A 17,710-nucleotide genomic window follows, 5' to 3' on the forward strand; every position below is an offset into this window, starting at 1 on the left:
TCGCGCCATATACTCAAGGCTGAAACGCCCCAATAAAAATCGCCGGATCCACCCGCGCATCATTCAAGCTCACATTCCAGTGCATGTGCGGGCCGGTGGCGCGGCCGGTGGCGCCGACTTTGCCGACGACGCCGCCGCGGGGCATTTGCTGGCCGACGGTCACGTCGATCTTCGACATGTGGCAGAACATGCTGATGAAGCCCTGGCCGTGGTCGACGAATACGGTTTTGCCGTTGAAGAAGTAGTTACCGATCAGGATCACCTTGCCGGCGGCGGGGGTTTTGATCGGGGTGCCGGCAGGTACGGCGAAGTCCAGGCCGGAGTGGGCGTTGCGTTCTTCGCCGTTGAAGAAGCGGCGCACGCCGAATTTGCTGGAGAGGGGGCCGTTGACCGGTTTGTCCAGCAACAGATTGCTCGGTGTATTGGGGCTGAAGCTGCGGTAGGCCTGGATCTGTTCGGCCAGTTCGCCCTCGATGCGCTTGAGGTTGGCCGGGTTCGGATTGACCTGCTGGGTGTTTTTCAGGGTGATGTGTTGTTCCGGGTATTTCTTGCTGCCAACGGTGAACGCCAGGTTGCGCCCGCCGCTGCTGACTTGCTGGTTGCCCGGCTTGACCGTCAGCGGCACGCCGACGATGGCCAGCCAGTTGTTCTGTTCCTTGACCACCAGTACCGGTTTGCCCTGGTAACTGGCTTTCGGTGCTTGCGCGGATGCGCCCAGGTCCACCACTGCCACGCCGCCCGGCACCGGTTTGTTGAGCTGGCGGGTGATGTAGCTGTCGGCGTGGGCGTTGAAGGTCAGGCATAGCAGCAACAGCGGGGCAAGAAAACGCGGCATGGATCAATCCAGTAAAGAAAGGGTGACGGGCGTCAGGTGGTTGTCTTCGACCCGGACTTGCAACTCGCCTTCGCCGAGTCTGGCTTTGAGGCGTTGGCCGGTGTGGGTCTGGGCAGCGTTGCGGATCGCGTTGCCGCGTTCATCCAGCAGAATGCTGTAGCCGCGGCCGAGGGTCGCCAATGGGCTGACCACGTGCAGCGTCTGCATCTGGCTTTGCAGCTGCATGCGCCGGTCCTTGAGACCTTCGCGCATGGCTCGGGGCAGGCGCTCGGCCAGGCTGTCGAGGCGCTGGCGCAGCATCGCCAGTTGTCGGCCGGGATGCTGGCCGGCGAGGCGGGTTTCCAGGCGGATCAAACGTTCGCGACGGGTATTCAGGCTGCGCTCGAAGGCGCGGCGCATGCGCATGTCCAGATCGTCCAGGCGCTGGGCCTGCTGGCGCAGGCGTTCACCGGGATGGCGCAGGCGGCGGGACATGCCTTCCAGGCGCAGGCGATCACGCATCAGGCGATCGCGGATACGCATTACCAGGCGCCGATGCAGGCTTTCGACCCGCCGCACCAGGTCGCTGGAGTCCGGGGCCAGCAGTTCGGCGGCAGCTGAAGGCGTCGGTGCGCGAACGTCGGCGACGAAGTCGCTGATCGACACATCGGTCTCGTGACCGACTGCGCTGACGATCGGCGTGACGCAGGCGTCCACGGCACGAGCCACGGCCTCTTCGTTGAAGCACCAGAGGTCTTCCAGCGAGCCGCCGCCCCGGGCCAGGATCAAGGCATCGAAGCCACGGGCATCTGCCAGTTTCAGCGCTCGCACAATCTGCGCAGTGGCTTCGCGACCTTGCACGGCGGTGGGGATCAGCGTCAGCTGGACCTGCGGGGCACGGCGGCGGAACACACTGATGATGTCGCGAATCACCGCGCCGGTCGGCGAACTGATGATGCCGATGCGTTGCGGGTGCGCCGGCAGCGGCACCTTGCGCTCGGCACTGAACAGGCCCTCGGCGCTGAGTTTTTCCTTCAGCGCGTCGAAGGCCAGGCGCAGGGCGCCATCACCGGATGGCTCCACGGTGTCGAGGATCAGCTGGTAGTCACCGCGGCCTTCGAACAGTGAGACCTTGCCGCGTACCTTGACCGCCAGGCCATCTTTCAGCGCCTGGCGAACCCGTGCGGCGTTCTGCCGAAACAGCGCGCAACGCACCTGGGCGCCGCTGTCCTTGAGGGTGAAATAGACATGGCCGGACGCCGGGCGCGCGAGGTTGGAGATTTCGCCTTCGACCCAGATATTGCTGAACACGTCTTCGAGCAACACCCGCGCGCGGCCGTTGAGCTGGCTGACAGTCAGGACTTCACGGTCCAGGCCGAGTCTTGCAAAGGGATCTTTAATCATGGGGTGCATGATAAAGGCATTCTCCTGCGCAATGCACGGTCACCCGTAGGAGCTGCCGCAGGCTGCGATCTTTTGACTTTGATTTCAAGATCAAAAGATCGCAGCCTGCGGCAGCTCCTACAGAGGGTGCGTGAAACGCTGGATGAATTGTTGGACCAGCGGGGTGGGGTTCTGCCGATACGCCAGCGCCACCGTGCTCTGGCAATCCGGATCCGCCAGCGGCAGGAAATGGATGTCGGGCGAGGCAATATCCTGCATTGATTCCGGCAGCAAGGCGATACCGAATCCGGCCTGGATCAGTTGCAATTGTGTGGTCTTGCGCGACACCACCCGCGCGGCTTTGGGAAAGAAACCCTGGCGCATGCACAATTCGGCGGACAGATAGCTCAGCCCGCCACGCTGCGGATGAGGGATGGAAATAAAGGCTTCGTCCTTCAACCGTGCCAGATCGATACCTTGATCGGACTTACCCACAGCCAGCGGATGATTCGGCGGAACCGCCAGTAATAATCGCTCGCTATAAACGGGAACGACTTGCACCCCCTCACGCTGACGCAGCACCGGCAGGCGCAGCAGACCGACATCCAGTTGACCCTCGGCCAGCGCTTCCAGTTGAGCTTCGGAGGACAGTTGGGTGATGTCCATCGACACGCCAGCATGCAGTTGCAGATATTCGCCGATGGCGCGCAACAGGCGACCGCTCATGGGCACCGTACTGGAATGGCTCAGGCGCAAATTGCCCAGCTCGCCATTACCCACCTGGGTTGCCATATCGCTGGCCCTGGTCAGCTCAAGCAGCAGGTTGCGCGCCCGGGGCAGGAAGGCTTCGCCCGCTGCCGTCAATTTAGGCTGGCGCGCGGTGCGTTCGAACAAGGCGGTTTGCAGGCGGCTTTCCATGTCCTTGATCTGCCGACTCAGGGCTGACTGCGCCACGAACAGTCGTTCTGCGGCGGCGCTGAAGCTGCCGCACTCGGCGATTTCCACGAAGTAACGCAATTGCCGGGTTGAAAGCACAAGGCATGCCTTTTTGAGATAGGTTGGTGACCTTGAAGATATTAGTCGCAACCCTCGGCGATGGCTAAAGTCATCTCAGGTATTGAATAAAGGCGAAACAATGATTCTGCTTGAGTGGCTGTACCAGTGGCCTTTCGGCGCGACGGACTGGCTGGTGATCGGGTTGGGCATCACCCTGGCATACATCGTGTTTGGCATTGCTGGCTTCGGCACTGCCCTGGTGGCCGGGCCGATCCTGATTCTGTTCATGCCGCTGTCGAAGATCGTGCCGCTGCTGGTGCTGCTGGATTTCGTCGCAGCCTTTGGCAACTTGCTGCCGTCGCGGCGTGACGTGGACAAATCCGAGTTGTTCAGGCTGTTGCCCTGCATGGCTGTGGGCTGCAGTCTGGGGGTAATATTTCTGTTGAACCTGAAATCCGATCTGCTGCTGTTGTTGATGGGGTTGTTTATCACGGCCTATGCGATTTACAGCCTGTGGGTCAAAACCCGGCCGACGCAGCTGTCGGCTGGCTGGGCGGTGCCGATGGGTACCGTGGGCGGGATGTTCGGGGCATTGTTTGGCAGTGGCGGTTTTTTATACGCGATCTATTTGAATAGCCGGCTGCCCAAGGACCCGGCCCGGGCGACCCAGAGCGCGCTGATCAGTTGCAGCACGGTGGTGCGTTTGAGCCTGTTTGCCGTCGCAGGTGTGTATGCCGAGCTACCCTTGTTGGTACTGGCGCTGTGTCTTTTGCCCGCGATGGCGCTGGGGTTGTGGATTGGCCGGCGGTTGACCCTGCGCTTGTCCCGCGAGGCGTTCGTGCGGCTGGTGACCTGGTTGGTGCTGGCCAGCGGGATTGCCTTGATCGGGCGGTATTTGAGTACTTGACCGCAGAGTGTCAGGGATTAAGCTGCCGGCTGCTCGGACGCCTTCGCGGGCAAGCCCGCTCCCACAAGGGTTGAGGGTGTACATGAAAATCATGTTCTCCTCGATCACTGTGGGAGCGGGCTTGCCCGCGAAGACGCCTGTCGGTACACCGCAGAAGCATCTAATTGACGCAGCAGGCTTTCACCATGAACTCTCAAAGCATCCTCGTCCCGAAAATCTCCACACTGCCGGTGCACGAACCCAGGGCGCGGGCGATCGTGCGGTGGCTGGTGCGCAAGAACATCATCAAGGAAGAACTCACCACATGCGGGCGCACTGGCAATCGCATGGCTTATGCGCTGGCTGATGGCGCCCGCGCAGTGGTGCTGCATCCCGAAGCACTGCCATTCGGCGAGGCGGTCAATGGCCTGGAGATTGTCACCAAGCGGTGCATCTACACCCCGGCCAAAGGATTTCTCGAAGAAGCCGGCTGCGCCGAGTGCCGCAAGGAAGTCGGCGAAGCGCTGTTCGAAAGCCTGGAAGACTGGATGCCCGGGCGCACCGATAACTTCACTTGCCCGGAATGCGGGCACGAAGATGACATTAACGGCTTCCTGTTCCTCCAGGAATGCGGGTTTTCCAACCTGGGGTTCATCTTCAATAACTGGGCAGAGGCGGGGTTCAAGCAGAGCTTTATCGACGAGTTTGCCGACTGGCTGGATCAGCCGGTCAGTTGGGTCAAGGTCGAGCTGTAAGCACCGATGGACACTGTAGGAGCTGCCGAAGGCTGCGATCTCTTGATCTTGATTTTCGGCGATTGCGAAATAGTTGAAGATCAAAAGATCGCAGCCTTCGGCAGCTCCTACAAAAGCCGCGTGCCATGCAACGAACCCCGTATATCAGCAATACCGATAATAGACAGAGTTTTACATTGAACCCGAGGGGGTGTCTGACTATAATGGCGCGCTTCCATTTTCCCGCTCGGGAGCCCCCGCGATGCTGCGTATCAGCCAAGAAGCTCTGACATTCGACGACATTCTCCTAGTGCCCGGTTATTCCGAGGTGCTTCCTAACGAAGTCAGTCTCAAGACCCGCCTAACCCGTGGCATCGAGCTGAATATTCCTCTGGTTTCTGCCGCCATGGACACCGTCACTGAAGCCCGATTGGCAATTGCCATGGCTCAGGAAGGTGGCATCGGTATTATCCACAAGAACATGACCATCGAGCAGCAAGCTGCCGAAGTGCGCAAGGTCAAGCGTTACGAAGCCGGCGTGGTCAAGGATCCGATCACCATCGAGGCTGACGCCACGGTGCGTGAACTGTTCGAACTGACCCGCCAGCACAACATCTCCGGCGTTCCGGTGCTGCACGATGGCGACCTGGTCGGCATCGTCACCTCCCGTGACGTGCGTTTCGAAAATCGTATGGAAGCCACTGTCCGTGAAGTGATGACGCCTAAAGAGCGCCTGGTCACGGTCAAGGAAGGCGCCGACAAGGATGACGCCCGCGAGCTGTTGCACAAGCACCGCATTGAACGCGTACTGATCGTCGACGACAAGTTTGCCCTCAAAGGCATGATGACCGTCAACGACATCGAAAAAGCCAAGGCCTACCCGCTGGCCAGCAAGGACGATCAAGGTCGTCTGCGTGTTGGCGCTGCAGTCGGTACCGGTAAAGATACCGGCGACCGCGTTGCGGCCCTGGTCAATGCCGGCGTTGACGTGGTGGTGGTCGACACTGCCCACGGTCACTCCAAAGGCGTGATCGACCGCGTTCGTTGGGTCAAGCAGAACTTCCCTGAAGTGCAGGTGATCGGCGGCAACATTGCCACCGGCGCTGCCGCCAAGGCTTTGGCCGAAGCGGGCGCCGACGCAGTCAAGGTCGGCATCGGCCCTGGCTCGATCTGCACCACGCGTATCGTCGCCGGTGTTGGCGTCCCGCAAATCAGCGCCATCGCCAACGTTGCCGCTGCCCTTGAAGGTACTGGCGTTCCGTTGATCGCCGACGGCGGCATCCGGTTCTCCGGTGACCTGTCCAAGGCCATCGTGGCCGGTGCTTCCTGCGTGATGATGGGCTCGATGTTCGCCGGTACTGAAGAAGCGCCAGGCGAGATCGAACTGTTCCAAGGTCGCTCGTACAAGGCTTACCGCGGCATGGGTTCGCTGGGCGCCATGTCCCAGGCGCAAGGCTCCTCCGATCGTTACTTCCAGGATTCCTCGGCAGGCGCCGAGAAACTCGTTCCGGAAGGCATCGAAGGGCGTGTTCCGTACAAGGGTACCCTGAGCGCGATCATCCACCAGCTGATGGGCGGCCTGCGTTCCTCGATGGGCTACACCGGCAGCGCCGACATTGAAGAAATGCGCACCAAGCCCGAGTTCGTGCGGATCACCGGCGCTGGCATGGCCGAGTCTCACGTACACGACGTGCAGATCACCAAGGAAGCGCCAAACTACCGCGTAGGTTGAGCCTTCCAGTAAAAAGTTAAGCACCGGGGCTGTTTTATTCAGCCCCGAGTTGTTTCTGATTTTCTTCACCCGAATTGCATAGACGAGACTGACCCCATGGCCCTCGACATTCACGCTCACCGCATCCTGATCCTCGATTTCGGTTCCCAGTACACCCAGCTGATTGCCCGCCGCGTGCGCGAAATCGGCGTGTACTGCGAACTGCATCCGTTCGACATGGATGAAGACGCGATTCGCGAATTCGCACCAAAAGGCGTCATTCTCGCCGGCGGCCCCGAGTCCGTGCACGAAGCCAACAGCCCGCGCTGCCCGCAGGCGGTGTTCGACCTGGGCGTGCCGGTCTTCGGCATCTGCTACGGCATGCAGACCATGGCTGAACAGCTGGGTGGCAAAGTTGAAGGTTCCGAGCTGCGTGAGTTCGGTTACGCCCGTGTCGACGTGGTCGGCAAGAGCCGCCTGCTGGACGGCATCGAAGATCACATCGACGCCGACGGCCTGTTCGGCCTCGACGTCTGGATGAGCCACGGTGACAAGGTCACCAAGATGCCCCAGGAGTTCCACATCCTGGCCAGCACCCCGAGCTGCCCGATTGCCGGCATGTTCGACGACGCTCGCGGCTACTACGGCGTGCAGTTCCACCCGGAAGTGACCCACACCAAGCAGGGCGGTCGCATCCTGTCGCGCTTCATCCTCGACATCTGCGGCTGTGAAGCGCTGTGGACTCCGTCGAAGATCGCTGAAGACGCCATCGCCCAGGTTCGCGCCCAGGTTGGCACCGACAACGTACTGCTCGGCCTGTCCGGCGGCGTCGACTCCTCGGTAGTTGCCGCGCTGCTGCACAAGGCCATCGGCGACCAGTTGACCTGCGTGTTCGTCGACAACGGCCTGCTGCGTCTGCACGAAGGCGAGCAAGTAATGGCCATGTTCGCCGAGAACATGGGCGTCAAGGTGATCCGCGCCAACGCCGAGGACCAGTTCCTCGACAACCTGGCCGGCGAATCGGACCCTGAGAAGAAGCGCAAGATCATCGGTCGCACCTTCATCGACGTATTTGATGCCCAGTCCAAAGAGCTGGACAACATCAAGTACCTCGCCCAGGGCACCATCTACCCGGACGTCATCGAGTCGGCTGGCGCCAAGAGTGGCAAGGCTCACGTGATCAAGTCGCACCACAACGTGGGTGGCTTGCCGGAAGAGATGAACCTGAAGCTGGTTGAACCGCTGCGCGAACTGTTCAAGGACGAAGTCCGTCGCCTGGGCCTGGAACTCGGCCTGCCCTACGACATGGTCTACCGTCACCCGTTCCCGGGCCCGGGCCTGGGCGTGCGGATCCTCGGTGAAGTGAAGAAGGAATACGCCGACCTGCTGCGTCGTGCCGACCACATCTTCATCGAAGAACTGCGCAAGGCCGACTGGTACCACAAGGTCAGCCAGGCTTTCGTGGTGTTCCAGCCGGTGAAATCGGTTGGCGTGGTCGGCGATGGCCGTCGTTACGCCTGGGTCGTGGCCCTGCGTGCCGTGGAAACCATCGACTTCATGACCGCGCGTTGGGCTCACCTGCCTTACGAACTGCTGGAAACCGTGAGCGGCCGGATCATCAACGAAATCGAAGGCATCTCTCGCGTGACATACGACGTGTCGAGCAAGCCGCCTGCGACGATCGAGTGGGAGTGATCCCGGTCTGACTGATCTCCTGTAGCACCTGAAAGGCCCTGTGAGCGCGAGTTCACGGGGCCTTTTTTATTCATCAGGCAGTAAATGCCGGTAGCCGACCTTCAAGCCTCAGACCCATGCGGCTGAGTGCGTGGGCAAGGCTGGTGATGTTGGCGAAGGTGATCTGGTGTACGACTGCCCAGGCCGGACGGTTGATCAGGAAGCCGCCATCGATTGTTCGCTCGATCATCGTGCGCACAATCTGGCCAGTGCGGCTTCGATGGATCAGCGTCAGGTTTTCCTCCAACCGTTCGATGGTAAACATGCCTTGGCGAAACAGCAGCGTATTGAGCTGCTCGGGCGTTCTTTGCACAGCGGGTGTGGGCATCTGCAGGCTGATGTCGGCATACAGGGTGTCGAAGTTGCCGCGCATTGGGCTGGCGAGTCCTGCCACATCACTGCCTACGTCGATGCCATTGTCTATGTCCAGATGCACAGGTTGGTCGGGACTGACTTCCTCGATGCGCAAACCGATGCCACCTTCCGTTTCGCTGATGCCGGCCAGTCCCCTGAATGTGTTGGTATTTTCCTGGTCGGTGAGCACCAACCACTTTGCACCGCCGTTGCTGGCTTGAGTTGCCTTCATGATGGTGTGGGTGAGGTAGGTCTTGACGGATTGCCGTGAGATGGCGCGCAAGTTCGGGTCGGTGTAGCGATAACTGGCCAGGCAATCAGTGGACTGGACTCGGATGCCGTTGCGTTGCGCAGCCCTGACAACCTGCAGGGGCGTGAACTGTCCGGCAGGATCACCTGGGAGCTTTTGCAGGTAGGTCTCGAGCATGCCATGCATGTTTCCGGTTTCGGCGAAGTTGTTCAGGTCGACTTGATTAAAGTCGTTCAGCAGGCGATGCATGTAGAGCGTCTTGACACCTTGGCGGGCAAACGTCGGCATGTTCTCGATGAGGAAACGCATGCTGGCGATGCGATCCTGGCTTTCGCCCACTACCAGGCCGGGCGCTGCGTTGAAGACGTTCTCGATTAATTCGGTAATGCTCGTGGTGGGCGTGATCACGGGCTGGACCGGGCGCGGAGGCAACGCGGCGAAAAAACCCTCGGGGATCTGAAATCCGGTTGCATCCCTGACCAATACCGCGCGTCGACCAGCGACAAACTCGTCATAGGGGGATAGGCCCCTGATGCGCCCGTTTGGCAGGTTGACGATCTTTATATGGGTTTCCTGTTCACCCAAGGCCAGGAAGTTCAGCGAGCGTCCGTTGGGGGCGTCGTAACGGGTCAGGTGTTTGAAATAGTCTGCCTTGGGCCGGACCGGCTCACCAGTGCCCGATGGTCCCGGATTGGACCCACCAGCTCCCGATGTTCCCCGAGCGGGCTTGCTCAGGCCTTTGCCGCCGCCAGCCAGGCGCAGTTTCGGTGCCAGCTCCCATTCACCCTCGGCGTTCAGTCGCACCGGAATCGATCCCGTAAAGGCATTGGGGTTTTCCGGGTCGATAATGGCCCAGGTGCCGCCGCCGTTGACGTCTGCCTCGTAGCGTACGTAGTAGGCCTGTTCGTTGATCAGGATGGCGTTGGAGGGGTTCGAGTCCAGGGTGTAGATACCCTGGTATTTCCCGCTGGTGGCCATGGGGTAGCTTTCGAGGATTTCATTGCTCTGCCAGTGTTCCGGTACTACCAGCGCGTCCCCGGTTTCTTCCGGCAAGGTTGGCAGTACACCCGGTTGCAGTGAGCCTTCTTCCGATTCGCCGGGCTCTCGAGGTTCAACGGTTTCCTGCACCGGATCGATCGTCTTGTCCAGTTCCGCAGCTTCAGCCGCCTCAGCTGCAGCGCCGGCCTCATCCAATACGCTGACTTCCTTGAGTAGCGGGATATTGAACAGTGTATTGATGCCGGCGAGCACCGCGCCGATCACTCCGGCTTTGCGCTCCGCCGCCGTCCTGCCATTGACCGCCTTGTCGATGTTCAAACCCATTGCAGCGATGCTGGCGCCAATCACCGGCAAGGCGATCGGCCAACCGAGTACCGCCAATGGGCCGAAAACCTTCAGGCCAACGGTCAGATAACCCAGCCACAGGTGTTCGCGCATCTGCCCATTGGTCACCAGGGTCAGGTTGGCTTCCTCCAGCATCGCATTCTGCACGGACCGGCTCTGCCAGGTGAACACGTCACCGCTGACAGTGATGTTTTTCTGATTGATCAGGTGGTGATCGTATTTGCCCCAGGTGCCGACCAGCTGGTTCATCAGAGGCGTGATGTTGTCGTGGATCGCCTTGCGCACCGACAGCGGGAAATGGGTCATGAACTCGTTGCGGGCCTGCTCTTCATTCATCTGCAGCAACATCCACCAGTGCATGTCCGTGGGGGTCGGGTGCACTTGAAAAGGTGTGGCTGCGCCAGGAACGTAGGTAATCTGCCGACCATTGCGGTCGACGATGCGCAGGATGTCGGTGGCGACATGGCCACTGACATCCAGCGCGCACACTCGCAGATCGGCAGGCACGGTGTTCTGCGCCTGCAGCTTTGCCAGGGTGATCGGCCAGCTCGTGTCGCCTACGGCAGCCCTGACCACGGTCTGGAAATCTTCTTCCCCCAGCTGTCCGCTCTCGCAAGCCTTGATGGCTTTACTGAGGTAATTACACTTGGCCAAGGCCCGATAGTCATCGAAATGCGTAGCCCAGAAGGCATTGAATTTTGCCAGGTAGCGGTCACTGAGGTTCAGCTCCCACAGGTCGGCGAGAACCTTGCTGGGGTACATCCGCACTTCATTGGTTTCGTTGTAGATACTGGCAGTGGCATCTGCAGTGTAGAACCCGCCATTGCTGTTCAATTCGAGGGCGTCGTCCTGGTCGGTCACACGAAAGCGATGTATCACCAGTTGCGTCAGCGTTAACGACTCACAAGGTTTGGGCGCGTGCTCCCAGCCGAGGAAAGTCTTGTTGCTGCTGGCAGTGACGTTGTCGAACCGATGCCACCAGACCTGGTCGGGGTCATGGCCGGAGATACCGTGTTTTTTCAGGATATCGCTGGCTACGGCGTGGGCTTCTTCCTGCAGGCCGGGGCAGGCGGCCACGATGACGGGCGCAATGAGTTTGAGCTGTTCCCGGTCGGCGGCATTGGTTGTGACGGGAGTGTTTTGATCGGCAGGCATGGTCTCGTTCCTTGAGAAATGAGCCTGCGAGGGTTGCCCATTTGCTCAAGGGGTGTGCACTACATAGTTACGCCCCGCGATACCTGCTGTGACCAACCGCCGCGCCACCCTTACTGTTTCTCATCCGCAGGTGTATCGTATTCGCCTTTTACCGGCCTGCGGGCCGGAGCAGATACGTGAGGTAGTTGAGTTCATGTCCTTTACCCGTCGCCAAATACTCGGTGGCCTGACCGGTCTTGTTGTCGTTGGTCTCGGAGCGGGAGGCGCGTCGCGGTACTGGCTGGGCAAGATGGCCGACGCTGACGCCGGTCACGACTACGAGCTGATCGCGGCACCGCTGGACGTCGAACTGGTGCCTGGCCACATCACCCAAGCCTGGGCGTTCGGCCCGTCGGCGCCGGGCACCGAATTGCGCGTGCGTCAGGGCGAATGGCTGCGGGTGCGTTTCATCAATCACCTGTCGGTCGCGACCACCATTCACTGGCACGGTATCCGCCTGCCGCTGGAGATGGATGGCGTGCCCTATGTGTCACAGCTTCCGGTACTGCCGGGTGAGTATTTCGACTACAAGTTTCGCGTACCGGATGCCGGCAGCTATTGGTATCACCCCCATGTGAACAGCAGCGAAGAACTCGGCCGTGGCCTGGTCGGCCCGCTGATCGTGGAAGAGCGCGAGCCCACCGGCTTCAAGTATGAACAAACCTTGAGTCTCAAAAGCTGGCACGTCGATGAAGAAGGCGCCTTCGTTGCGTTCAGTATCCCTCGCGAAGCGGCGCGTGGAGGAACGGCGGGGCGGCTGTCGACCATCAACGGAGTAGCGCAGGCGGTGATCGATTTGCCCGCCGGGCAGATCACCCGCGTGCGTCTGCTCAACCTTGATAACACCCTGACCTATCGCCTGAACATTCCCGGGGTCGAAGCGCAGATCTACGCGCTGGACGGCAACCCGATTGAGCCGCGCCCGTTGGGCAAGGAATACTGGCTGGGTCCGGGCATGCGCATCTGCCTGGCGATCAAGGCGCCGCCGGCCGGCGAAGAGCTGTCCCTGCGCAATGGTCCGGTGCGCCTCGGCACCTTGCGTTCGGTGGCCAACGCCGACGCGCCGACCCAGTGGCCACCGGCGCTGCCCGCCAATCCGGTGGCCGAACCGGACCTGGCCAATGCCGAGAAACTCAACTTCAATTTCGAATGGGTCGGCTCGGTGTCGGTGAATGTCGACAACGGCAAGCCGCCAAGCCTGTGGCAGATCAACGGCCAGGCCTGGGACATCACCGACAAGACCTGCGCCGACCGTCCTATTGCCAAGCTCGAAAAGGGCAAGAGCTACATTTTCGAGCTGAAGAACATGACTCAGTATCAGCACCCGATTCACCTGCACGGCATGAGTTTCAAGGTCATTGCCTCGAACCGGCACAAGGTCATTCCGTACTTCACCGACACTTACCTGCTGGGCAAGAACGAGCGGGCGCAGGTGGCCCTGGTGGCAGATAACCCGGGGGTGTGGATGTTCCATTGCCATGTGATCGACCACATGGAAACCGGCCTGATGGCCGCTATCGAGGTGGCGTGATGCGGCAGATTCGTCCTGCAGCGATCATCGATCGCAGCCGTGATCAGGCGTTCATGCGCGAAGCTTTGGCTCTGGCCGCGCAAGGTGCACTGCTGGGTGAAGTGCCGGTGGGCGCGGTGCTGGTACAGGAGGGAGAGATCATCGGCCGCGGCTTCAATTGCCCGATCAGTGGCCATGACCCCAGCGCCCATGCCGAGATGGTCGCGATCCGCGCAGCCGCCTTGGCCGCCAGTAACTATCGCCTGCCGGGCAGCACGCTCTATGTGACGCTGGAGCCCTGCAGCATGTGCGCCGGCTTGATCGTGCATTCGCGGATTGCGCGGGTGGTGTATGGCGCTCTGGAGCCGAAAGCGGGGATCGTGCAGAGTCAGGGGCAGTTTTTTACCCAGGGATTTCTTAACCATCGGGTGTTGTTTGAGGGGGGGGTATTGGCAGAGGAGTGCGGGGCTGTACTCAGCGAATTCTTCAAGGCCCGAAGAGCCAAACCTTCAGACTAAACACTGTCCCAATGTGGGAGCGGGCTTGCTCGCGAAAGCGGTGGATCAGCTGGCATCGATGTTGCCTGACACACCGCTTTCGCGAGCAAGCCCGCTCCCACGGGGGGTTTATTTGCGGGCAACGATGACCGCGCGCATCGGCGCCGGCAGGCCTTCAACGGTTTTTCCGTGATCCTCGGGATCGAGAAAATCACTCAACGACTGATATTTCATCCATTCCGTACCGCGCTGTTCCTCCACCGTAGTCACGCTCACATCCACGCAGCGCACATTGCTGAAACCGGCACGCCGCAACCACAGCATCAGCGCCGGCACCGACGGCAGGAACCACACGTTGCGCATCTGCGCGTAACGGTCTTCGGGCACCAGCACCTGCTGCTGATCGCCTTCGATCACCAGGGTTTCCAGGACCAGTTCACCGCCCTTGACCAGGCAATCCTTGAGCGCCAGCAAATGCTCGATCGGCGAGCGGCGGTGGTAGAACACGCCCATGGAAAACACCGTGTCGAAGCCTTCCAGATTGGCCGGCAGGTCTTCGAATGGAAACGGCAGGTGCCAGGCGTTCGGCTCGGAGAGATAACGCTGCACCGCCTGGAACTGACAGAAGAACAGCCAGTTCGGGTCGACGCCGATCACGCTGTCGGCACCGGCGCCGAGCATGCGCCACATGTAGTAGCCGTTGCCGCAGCCGACATCGAGGATGCGTTTGCCCTCGAGGTCCAGGTGCGGAGCCACCCGAGACCATTTCCAGTCGGAGCGCCATTCGGTGTCGACGTGCACGCCAAACAGGTCGAACGGGCCCTTGCGCCACGGCGACAACGCCATCAGCGCGGTGCGCATCTGCGCGCGGGTTGCATCGTCGCAATCAGTATCCAGCAGCAAGCCATTGAGCAAATCGACCTGGCTCGGTTGAATCTTCGGCAAGGCGTCCAGTGCACTCTGCCAACGCTCCAGGTCGCCGTGACCCTTTTCCATTTTCTTGTCGAGCTGGGCTTGCAGCGTGTTGGCCCAGTCGGCCAGTGGCGTACCGGCCAGGCGGCGGGCGAGGGGGGACAGATCAATCATGGCAAGGCAATCAACGAGGCAAAGTTAAGACACTGGAACCACGGCACGACTTTCGAGAACCCGGCGGCCAACAGGCGCTCGCGGTGTTCTTCGAGGCTGTCAGGCTTCATGACGTTTTCGATGGCACTGCGCTTCTGGGCGATTTCCAGTTCGCTGTAGCCGTTGGCGCGCTTGAAGGCGACGTGCAGGTCGGTGAGCAGCGCGTGTTCTTCAAGATCGTTGAAACGCAGTTTCTCCGACAGAATCAGCGCGCCACCGGGCAGCAGGGACTGGCGGATGCGTGCGAGCAGCGCGGTGCGTTGCTCGGGGGCGATAAATTGCAGGGTGAAGTTCAGCGCCACCACCGAGGCTGGCTGGAATTCGAGCGCAAGTATGTCGCCTTCGATCACCTCCACTGGCAGCAGCTCCTGGAACATCGAGTCCTGGCCGTTGAGGTATTCGCGGCAGCGTTCAACCATGGCCGCCGAGTTATCCACAGCTATTACGCGGCAGCCGTCGGTGCGCACGTGCCGGCGCAAGGCCTGGGTCACCGCGCCGAGGGATGAGCCCAGGTCGTAGAGCACGCTGTTGGGCTGGGCGAATTGCGCAGCGAGCACGCCGAGGTTTTCGACGATGGTCGGATAACCTGGTACCGAGCGTTTGATCATGTCCGGGAACACCCGCACCACGTCCTCGTTGAAGGCGAAGTCAGGCACCTGGGCCAATGGCTGGGCGAAAAGGCGATCGGGTTCTTTGCTCACGGCGGTTCCAGCGGGCTTGGGTGGAAAAGGCCGGCATTTTAGCCAACTTGGCGCTGGGATGCGCGGGTTGTCTGATAAACCGCAGAATCAAAAGATCGCAGCTGCGGCAGCTCCTACATTTGAAACGCGATCCCCCCGTAGGAGCTGCCGAAGGCTGCGATCTTTTTCTCAAGCCAGACGCGGTTTGGGACCGAACGCCGAAGCTGCAATCCCCCACTGCCCCAACCAATAGCTCAAGATAATCACATAAGGCGCCGCCTCGAACGGCATGACAAACCGACTGACGCCAATCACGCTGTCGGAAAACACAAACGCCACCGCACCAGCCGCCGCCAACATCGCCGAACGCTTCGGCACATCGCTACCCAGACGCGCCAGCGCACGCCAGAGCATCGCGCTGATCGCCAGGCCATAAACGATCACCGGAATCAGCAATGGCCCCAACCCGTGGGCGATCAGCACGCCCAACAGCACGGCGCCGACACCCAGGGCAAGGATCAACGGCACGACCGCCAGTCGCCGGCAATCGCTCAGGTAAGCCTTGAGGTACGCCAGATGCGCCACCAGAAAAGCCCCAAGGCCGAACACGAACAAATCCTGCGGCCATGCCAGCAACACATCGCCGAGCAGGGAGAAAATCAGCCCGAGACTGATCCAGCGCCGATATTCACTGGGCGCTGCATCGTGCAGCCAGCCCAGCAGGGCCAGCACCGGCAACGGCTTGACCAGCAGGCAAAGCAGCGTGGCATGCACGCTCAGCCCGTAAACAAACGTCACCGCGCCCATCAGCGCCAGGATCAGCCAGCCCACAGTCAATTCACCGAGATCGCGCAGTCAAAGGTGTCCACCGGGTTCACTTCCGGTGCCCAGGGTTGCTGGGAGGTCAGACGCAAGCGGCCGTTGCCTGGGGCGAATGCCTGGAACCGCCAGGTCGATATTCCGGCGGAACCGACGATGCCAGCGTCTTCCGGGTTGCTGTAAACCTCGGGACCAAGGGCGTGCAGTACGCCCCCAGCGGAATCCTGGATCGCCCAACGGTAGCCCGTGGTCGGGTTGCTGGGCAGGGTCAGGATCAGGTTCTGCCCGCTATGCAATTTGGCCGGGCACTGGCTCTGCTTTTCCACGGTCAGGTTTTGTTTCGGCGGCGAGGAGCAGGCAGCCAGCAGAACGAGGCTCAGGGGGACAAGGAGGCGGATCGGGGACATGGGCTCAGCGGCTCCGGCGTTGACGACGAACGGCGAGCATAACTGAAGATGAGACGAAGTGTGACCAGAGCCTGGGGAGTTGCAGGCGTATAGGCTCTGGTGCCCATGGGCGTAGCTACTGACAGGCGCTTAAGCGCTGACGTCTAACTCGATATGAATTGGCTTGTCATGACCGAAAAACTCCAGATCAGCTTCTAGCTGATATTTTTGTGTGTCAATATCGAGCTCCACGCGGTACTTTCCTGCGTGGGCGGTGGACTCAAAATTACTTTGGTAAACAGCGCGTTTTAAACCTTTTTTACCGAATTCATGCTCGCCGTTGCTGGTGTCGTTTTCGATGAACAGGCCCATGACTTCCTATTAATTTTCTGGCGAATACTCCGTAAATCCGAAAATTTCAATTGTAGTGTCCGCGTGCGTCACCCAAATATCGGTGGCAACAATTTCCTGATCTTCAACTACCCATTTGAAAGTTTCGCTATCTTTTATTTTGCGGCGAGGTTTGTCATCCAGCATGATACCCTCCTGTCGTTGTCAGAGATGATCAAGGGAGCAGGCTAAAACTCTGGATGCGCAGTGGCTACTGTCATTAATGTCAGTTCGCTATACCCAATCATGATAAGCGGCCTGACGGTTATTGCGAATGGCCGGTTACGTAATACCGGCCAGATACGCGGTCAGGCTTAGGTGCTTTTCAAACCGAATGCGAACATGCCGACTGATGCAAACTCACGATTCTGTCGGTCCTTGAATTTGATTTCAAATCTTCCGTTGTATTCCTGCACCCCAGCGTCCACTGTCAGATCAATTTCCCCGCTAATTGCCCAGAAAGTGGTGTACGAAGGAAAATTTTCAGTGAGTGCGATCTGAATCAGTTGGCCCGGCATATTCAGTTGGTAAATACCGCCTTTGATATCTTTAGGTAGGTAGAGATCAACAGCGCGATCCAGTGGAGTATTACTTTCACCTGCTTTGAAAATAGCCAGGATTTCCCGTGAGCCAACGCTGGTATAAAGCACTTCGGATTTGAAATTTTCACGGTCTTCGATAGTTGCGTTCAAATAATTTTGCTGGCAGCACTGACGGTACTGGAATTCGTTACTGATGTTGTTTTCAATGGATGTTCTGCGGTGGTCGATATTCATGGGTCGTTTCCTGAAGGTGTCGTTGAGCCTTAAACTTACAGCCAGTGTGCGAGTGCGGGTACTGATATAACTACCGGGTTAAGCTGCTGATATGTTTCAAGTGATATCCAGCCTCAATAAAAAATGG

17 protein-coding genes are annotated in these 17,710 nt (G+C 59.9%); 6 read left to right on the forward strand and 11 right to left on the reverse strand.

Translation table 11 applies throughout. The features are described 5' to 3' along the window. Positions 1–13 precede the first annotated feature (13 nt). The 3 genes from ACYZTK_RS20560 to ACYZTK_RS20570 form a co-directional block, all read right to left on the reverse strand. On the reverse strand, positions 14–835 hold the full coding sequence (locus ACYZTK_RS20560; RefSeq protein ID WP_462011509.1) for a peptidoglycan DD-metalloendopeptidase family protein: 822 nt from the start codon (positions 833–835) through the stop codon (positions 14–16). 3 nt (positions 836–838) lie between these two features. After that, positions 839–2,218, reverse strand: coding sequence for an exodeoxyribonuclease VII large subunit (xseA, locus tag ACYZTK_RS20565; RefSeq protein WP_462014941.1), 1,380 nt, complete (start codon positions 2,216–2,218; stop codon positions 839–841). Positions 2,219–2,335: 117 nt separating this feature from the next. Further along, entirely contained in the window at positions 2,336–3,232 is an 897-nt protein-coding gene (locus tag ACYZTK_RS20570) for a LysR family transcriptional regulator (RefSeq protein ID WP_462011510.1), read from the reverse strand. A gap of 100 nt (positions 3,233–3,332) precedes the next feature. On the opposite strand from ACYZTK_RS20570, the gene ACYZTK_RS20575 reads away from it, so the two are divergent. The 4 genes from ACYZTK_RS20575 to guaA all read left to right on the forward strand — a co-directional run bounded on the left by ACYZTK_RS20575 (position 3,333) and on the right by guaA (position 8,219). After that, positions 3,333–4,100 (forward strand): sulfite exporter TauE/SafE family protein, encoded by a 768-nt coding sequence (locus ACYZTK_RS20575; protein WP_462011511.1) that lies wholly within the window; start codon positions 3,333–3,335, stop codon positions 4,098–4,100. Between the two features lie 185 nt (positions 4,101–4,285). Then, positions 4,286–4,834 carry a sugar ABC transporter ATPase gene (locus tag ACYZTK_RS20580; RefSeq protein WP_462011512.1) on the forward strand — a complete coding sequence of 183 codons (549 nt, stop codon included), beginning with the start codon at positions 4,286–4,288 and terminating at the stop codon, positions 4,832–4,834. 241 nt (positions 4,835–5,075) lie between these two features. Further along, on the forward strand, positions 5,076–6,545 hold the full coding sequence (gene guaB / locus ACYZTK_RS20585; protein WP_462011513.1) for an IMP dehydrogenase: 1,470 nt from the start codon (positions 5,076–5,078) through the stop codon (positions 6,543–6,545). Between the two features lie 96 nt (positions 6,546–6,641). Further along, positions 6,642–8,219: a glutamine-hydrolyzing GMP synthase gene (gene guaA / locus ACYZTK_RS20590; RefSeq protein WP_462011514.1), complete on the forward strand. Its 1,578-nt coding sequence runs from the start codon at positions 6,642–6,644 to the stop codon at positions 8,217–8,219. Positions 8,220–8,292: 73 nt separating this feature from the next. Here the strand turns inward: guaA and ACYZTK_RS20595 are convergent, their stop codons facing one another. Further along, the gene (locus tag ACYZTK_RS20595) at positions 8,293–11,361 is read right to left on the reverse strand and encodes a membrane-targeted effector domain-containing toxin (RefSeq protein ID WP_462011515.1); all 3,069 of its coding nucleotides are present in this window, start codon (positions 11,359–11,361) and stop codon (positions 8,293–8,295) included. A gap of 193 nt (positions 11,362–11,554) precedes the next feature. Here ACYZTK_RS20595 and ACYZTK_RS20600 point away from each other — a divergent pair, with 193 nt between their 5' ends. Beyond that, positions 11,555–12,931 (forward strand): multicopper oxidase family protein, encoded by a 1,377-nt coding sequence (locus tag ACYZTK_RS20600; protein WP_462011516.1) that lies wholly within the window; start codon positions 11,555–11,557, stop codon positions 12,929–12,931. Further along, a complete protein-coding gene (gene tadA / locus ACYZTK_RS20605; RefSeq protein WP_462011517.1) occupies positions 12,931–13,428 on the forward strand; it encodes a tRNA adenosine(34) deaminase TadA in 498 nt (165 codons plus the stop codon). The genes ACYZTK_RS20600 and tadA overlap by 1 nt, the downstream gene beginning before the upstream one ends. Positions 13,429–13,536: 108 nt before the next feature. On the opposite strand, the gene cmoB is transcribed toward tadA, so the two are convergent. From cmoB to ACYZTK_RS20640, 7 genes are all read right to left on the reverse strand, one after another. After that, positions 13,537–14,493 carry a tRNA 5-methoxyuridine(34)/uridine 5-oxyacetic acid(34) synthase CmoB gene (gene cmoB, locus ACYZTK_RS20610; RefSeq protein WP_462011518.1) on the reverse strand — a complete coding sequence of 319 codons (957 nt, stop codon included), beginning with the start codon at positions 14,491–14,493 and terminating at the stop codon, positions 13,537–13,539. After that, positions 14,490–15,233, reverse strand: coding sequence for a carboxy-S-adenosyl-L-methionine synthase CmoA (gene cmoA, locus ACYZTK_RS20615; protein WP_462011519.1), 744 nt, complete (start codon positions 15,231–15,233; stop codon positions 14,490–14,492). Before cmoA ends, cmoB begins: the two co-directional genes overlap by 4 nt. A gap of 168 nt (positions 15,234–15,401) precedes the next feature. Further along, a complete protein-coding gene (locus ACYZTK_RS20620; protein ID WP_462011520.1) occupies positions 15,402–16,043 on the reverse strand; it encodes a lysoplasmalogenase in 642 nt (213 codons plus the stop codon). Between the two features lie 2 nt (positions 16,044–16,045). Then, entirely contained in the window at positions 16,046–16,438 is a 393-nt protein-coding gene (locus ACYZTK_RS20625) for a protease inhibitor I42 family protein (RefSeq protein ID WP_462011521.1), read from the reverse strand. 129 nt (positions 16,439–16,567) lie between these two features. Then, positions 16,568–16,789 (reverse strand): hypothetical protein, encoded by a 222-nt coding sequence (locus ACYZTK_RS20630; protein ID WP_462011522.1) that lies wholly within the window; start codon positions 16,787–16,789, stop codon positions 16,568–16,570. A 9-nt stretch (positions 16,790–16,798) separates the two neighbouring features. Further along, positions 16,799–16,954, reverse strand: coding sequence for a hypothetical protein (locus tag ACYZTK_RS20635; RefSeq protein ID WP_462011523.1), 156 nt, complete (start codon positions 16,952–16,954; stop codon positions 16,799–16,801). A gap of 167 nt (positions 16,955–17,121) precedes the next feature. Beyond that, positions 17,122–17,583: a hypothetical protein gene (locus ACYZTK_RS20640; protein ID WP_462011524.1), complete on the reverse strand. Its 462-nt coding sequence runs from the start codon at positions 17,581–17,583 to the stop codon at positions 17,122–17,124. Positions 17,584–17,710: the final 127 nt, after the last annotated feature.

It is taken from the genome of Pseudomonas sp. LB3P31, from assembly GCF_054897945.1.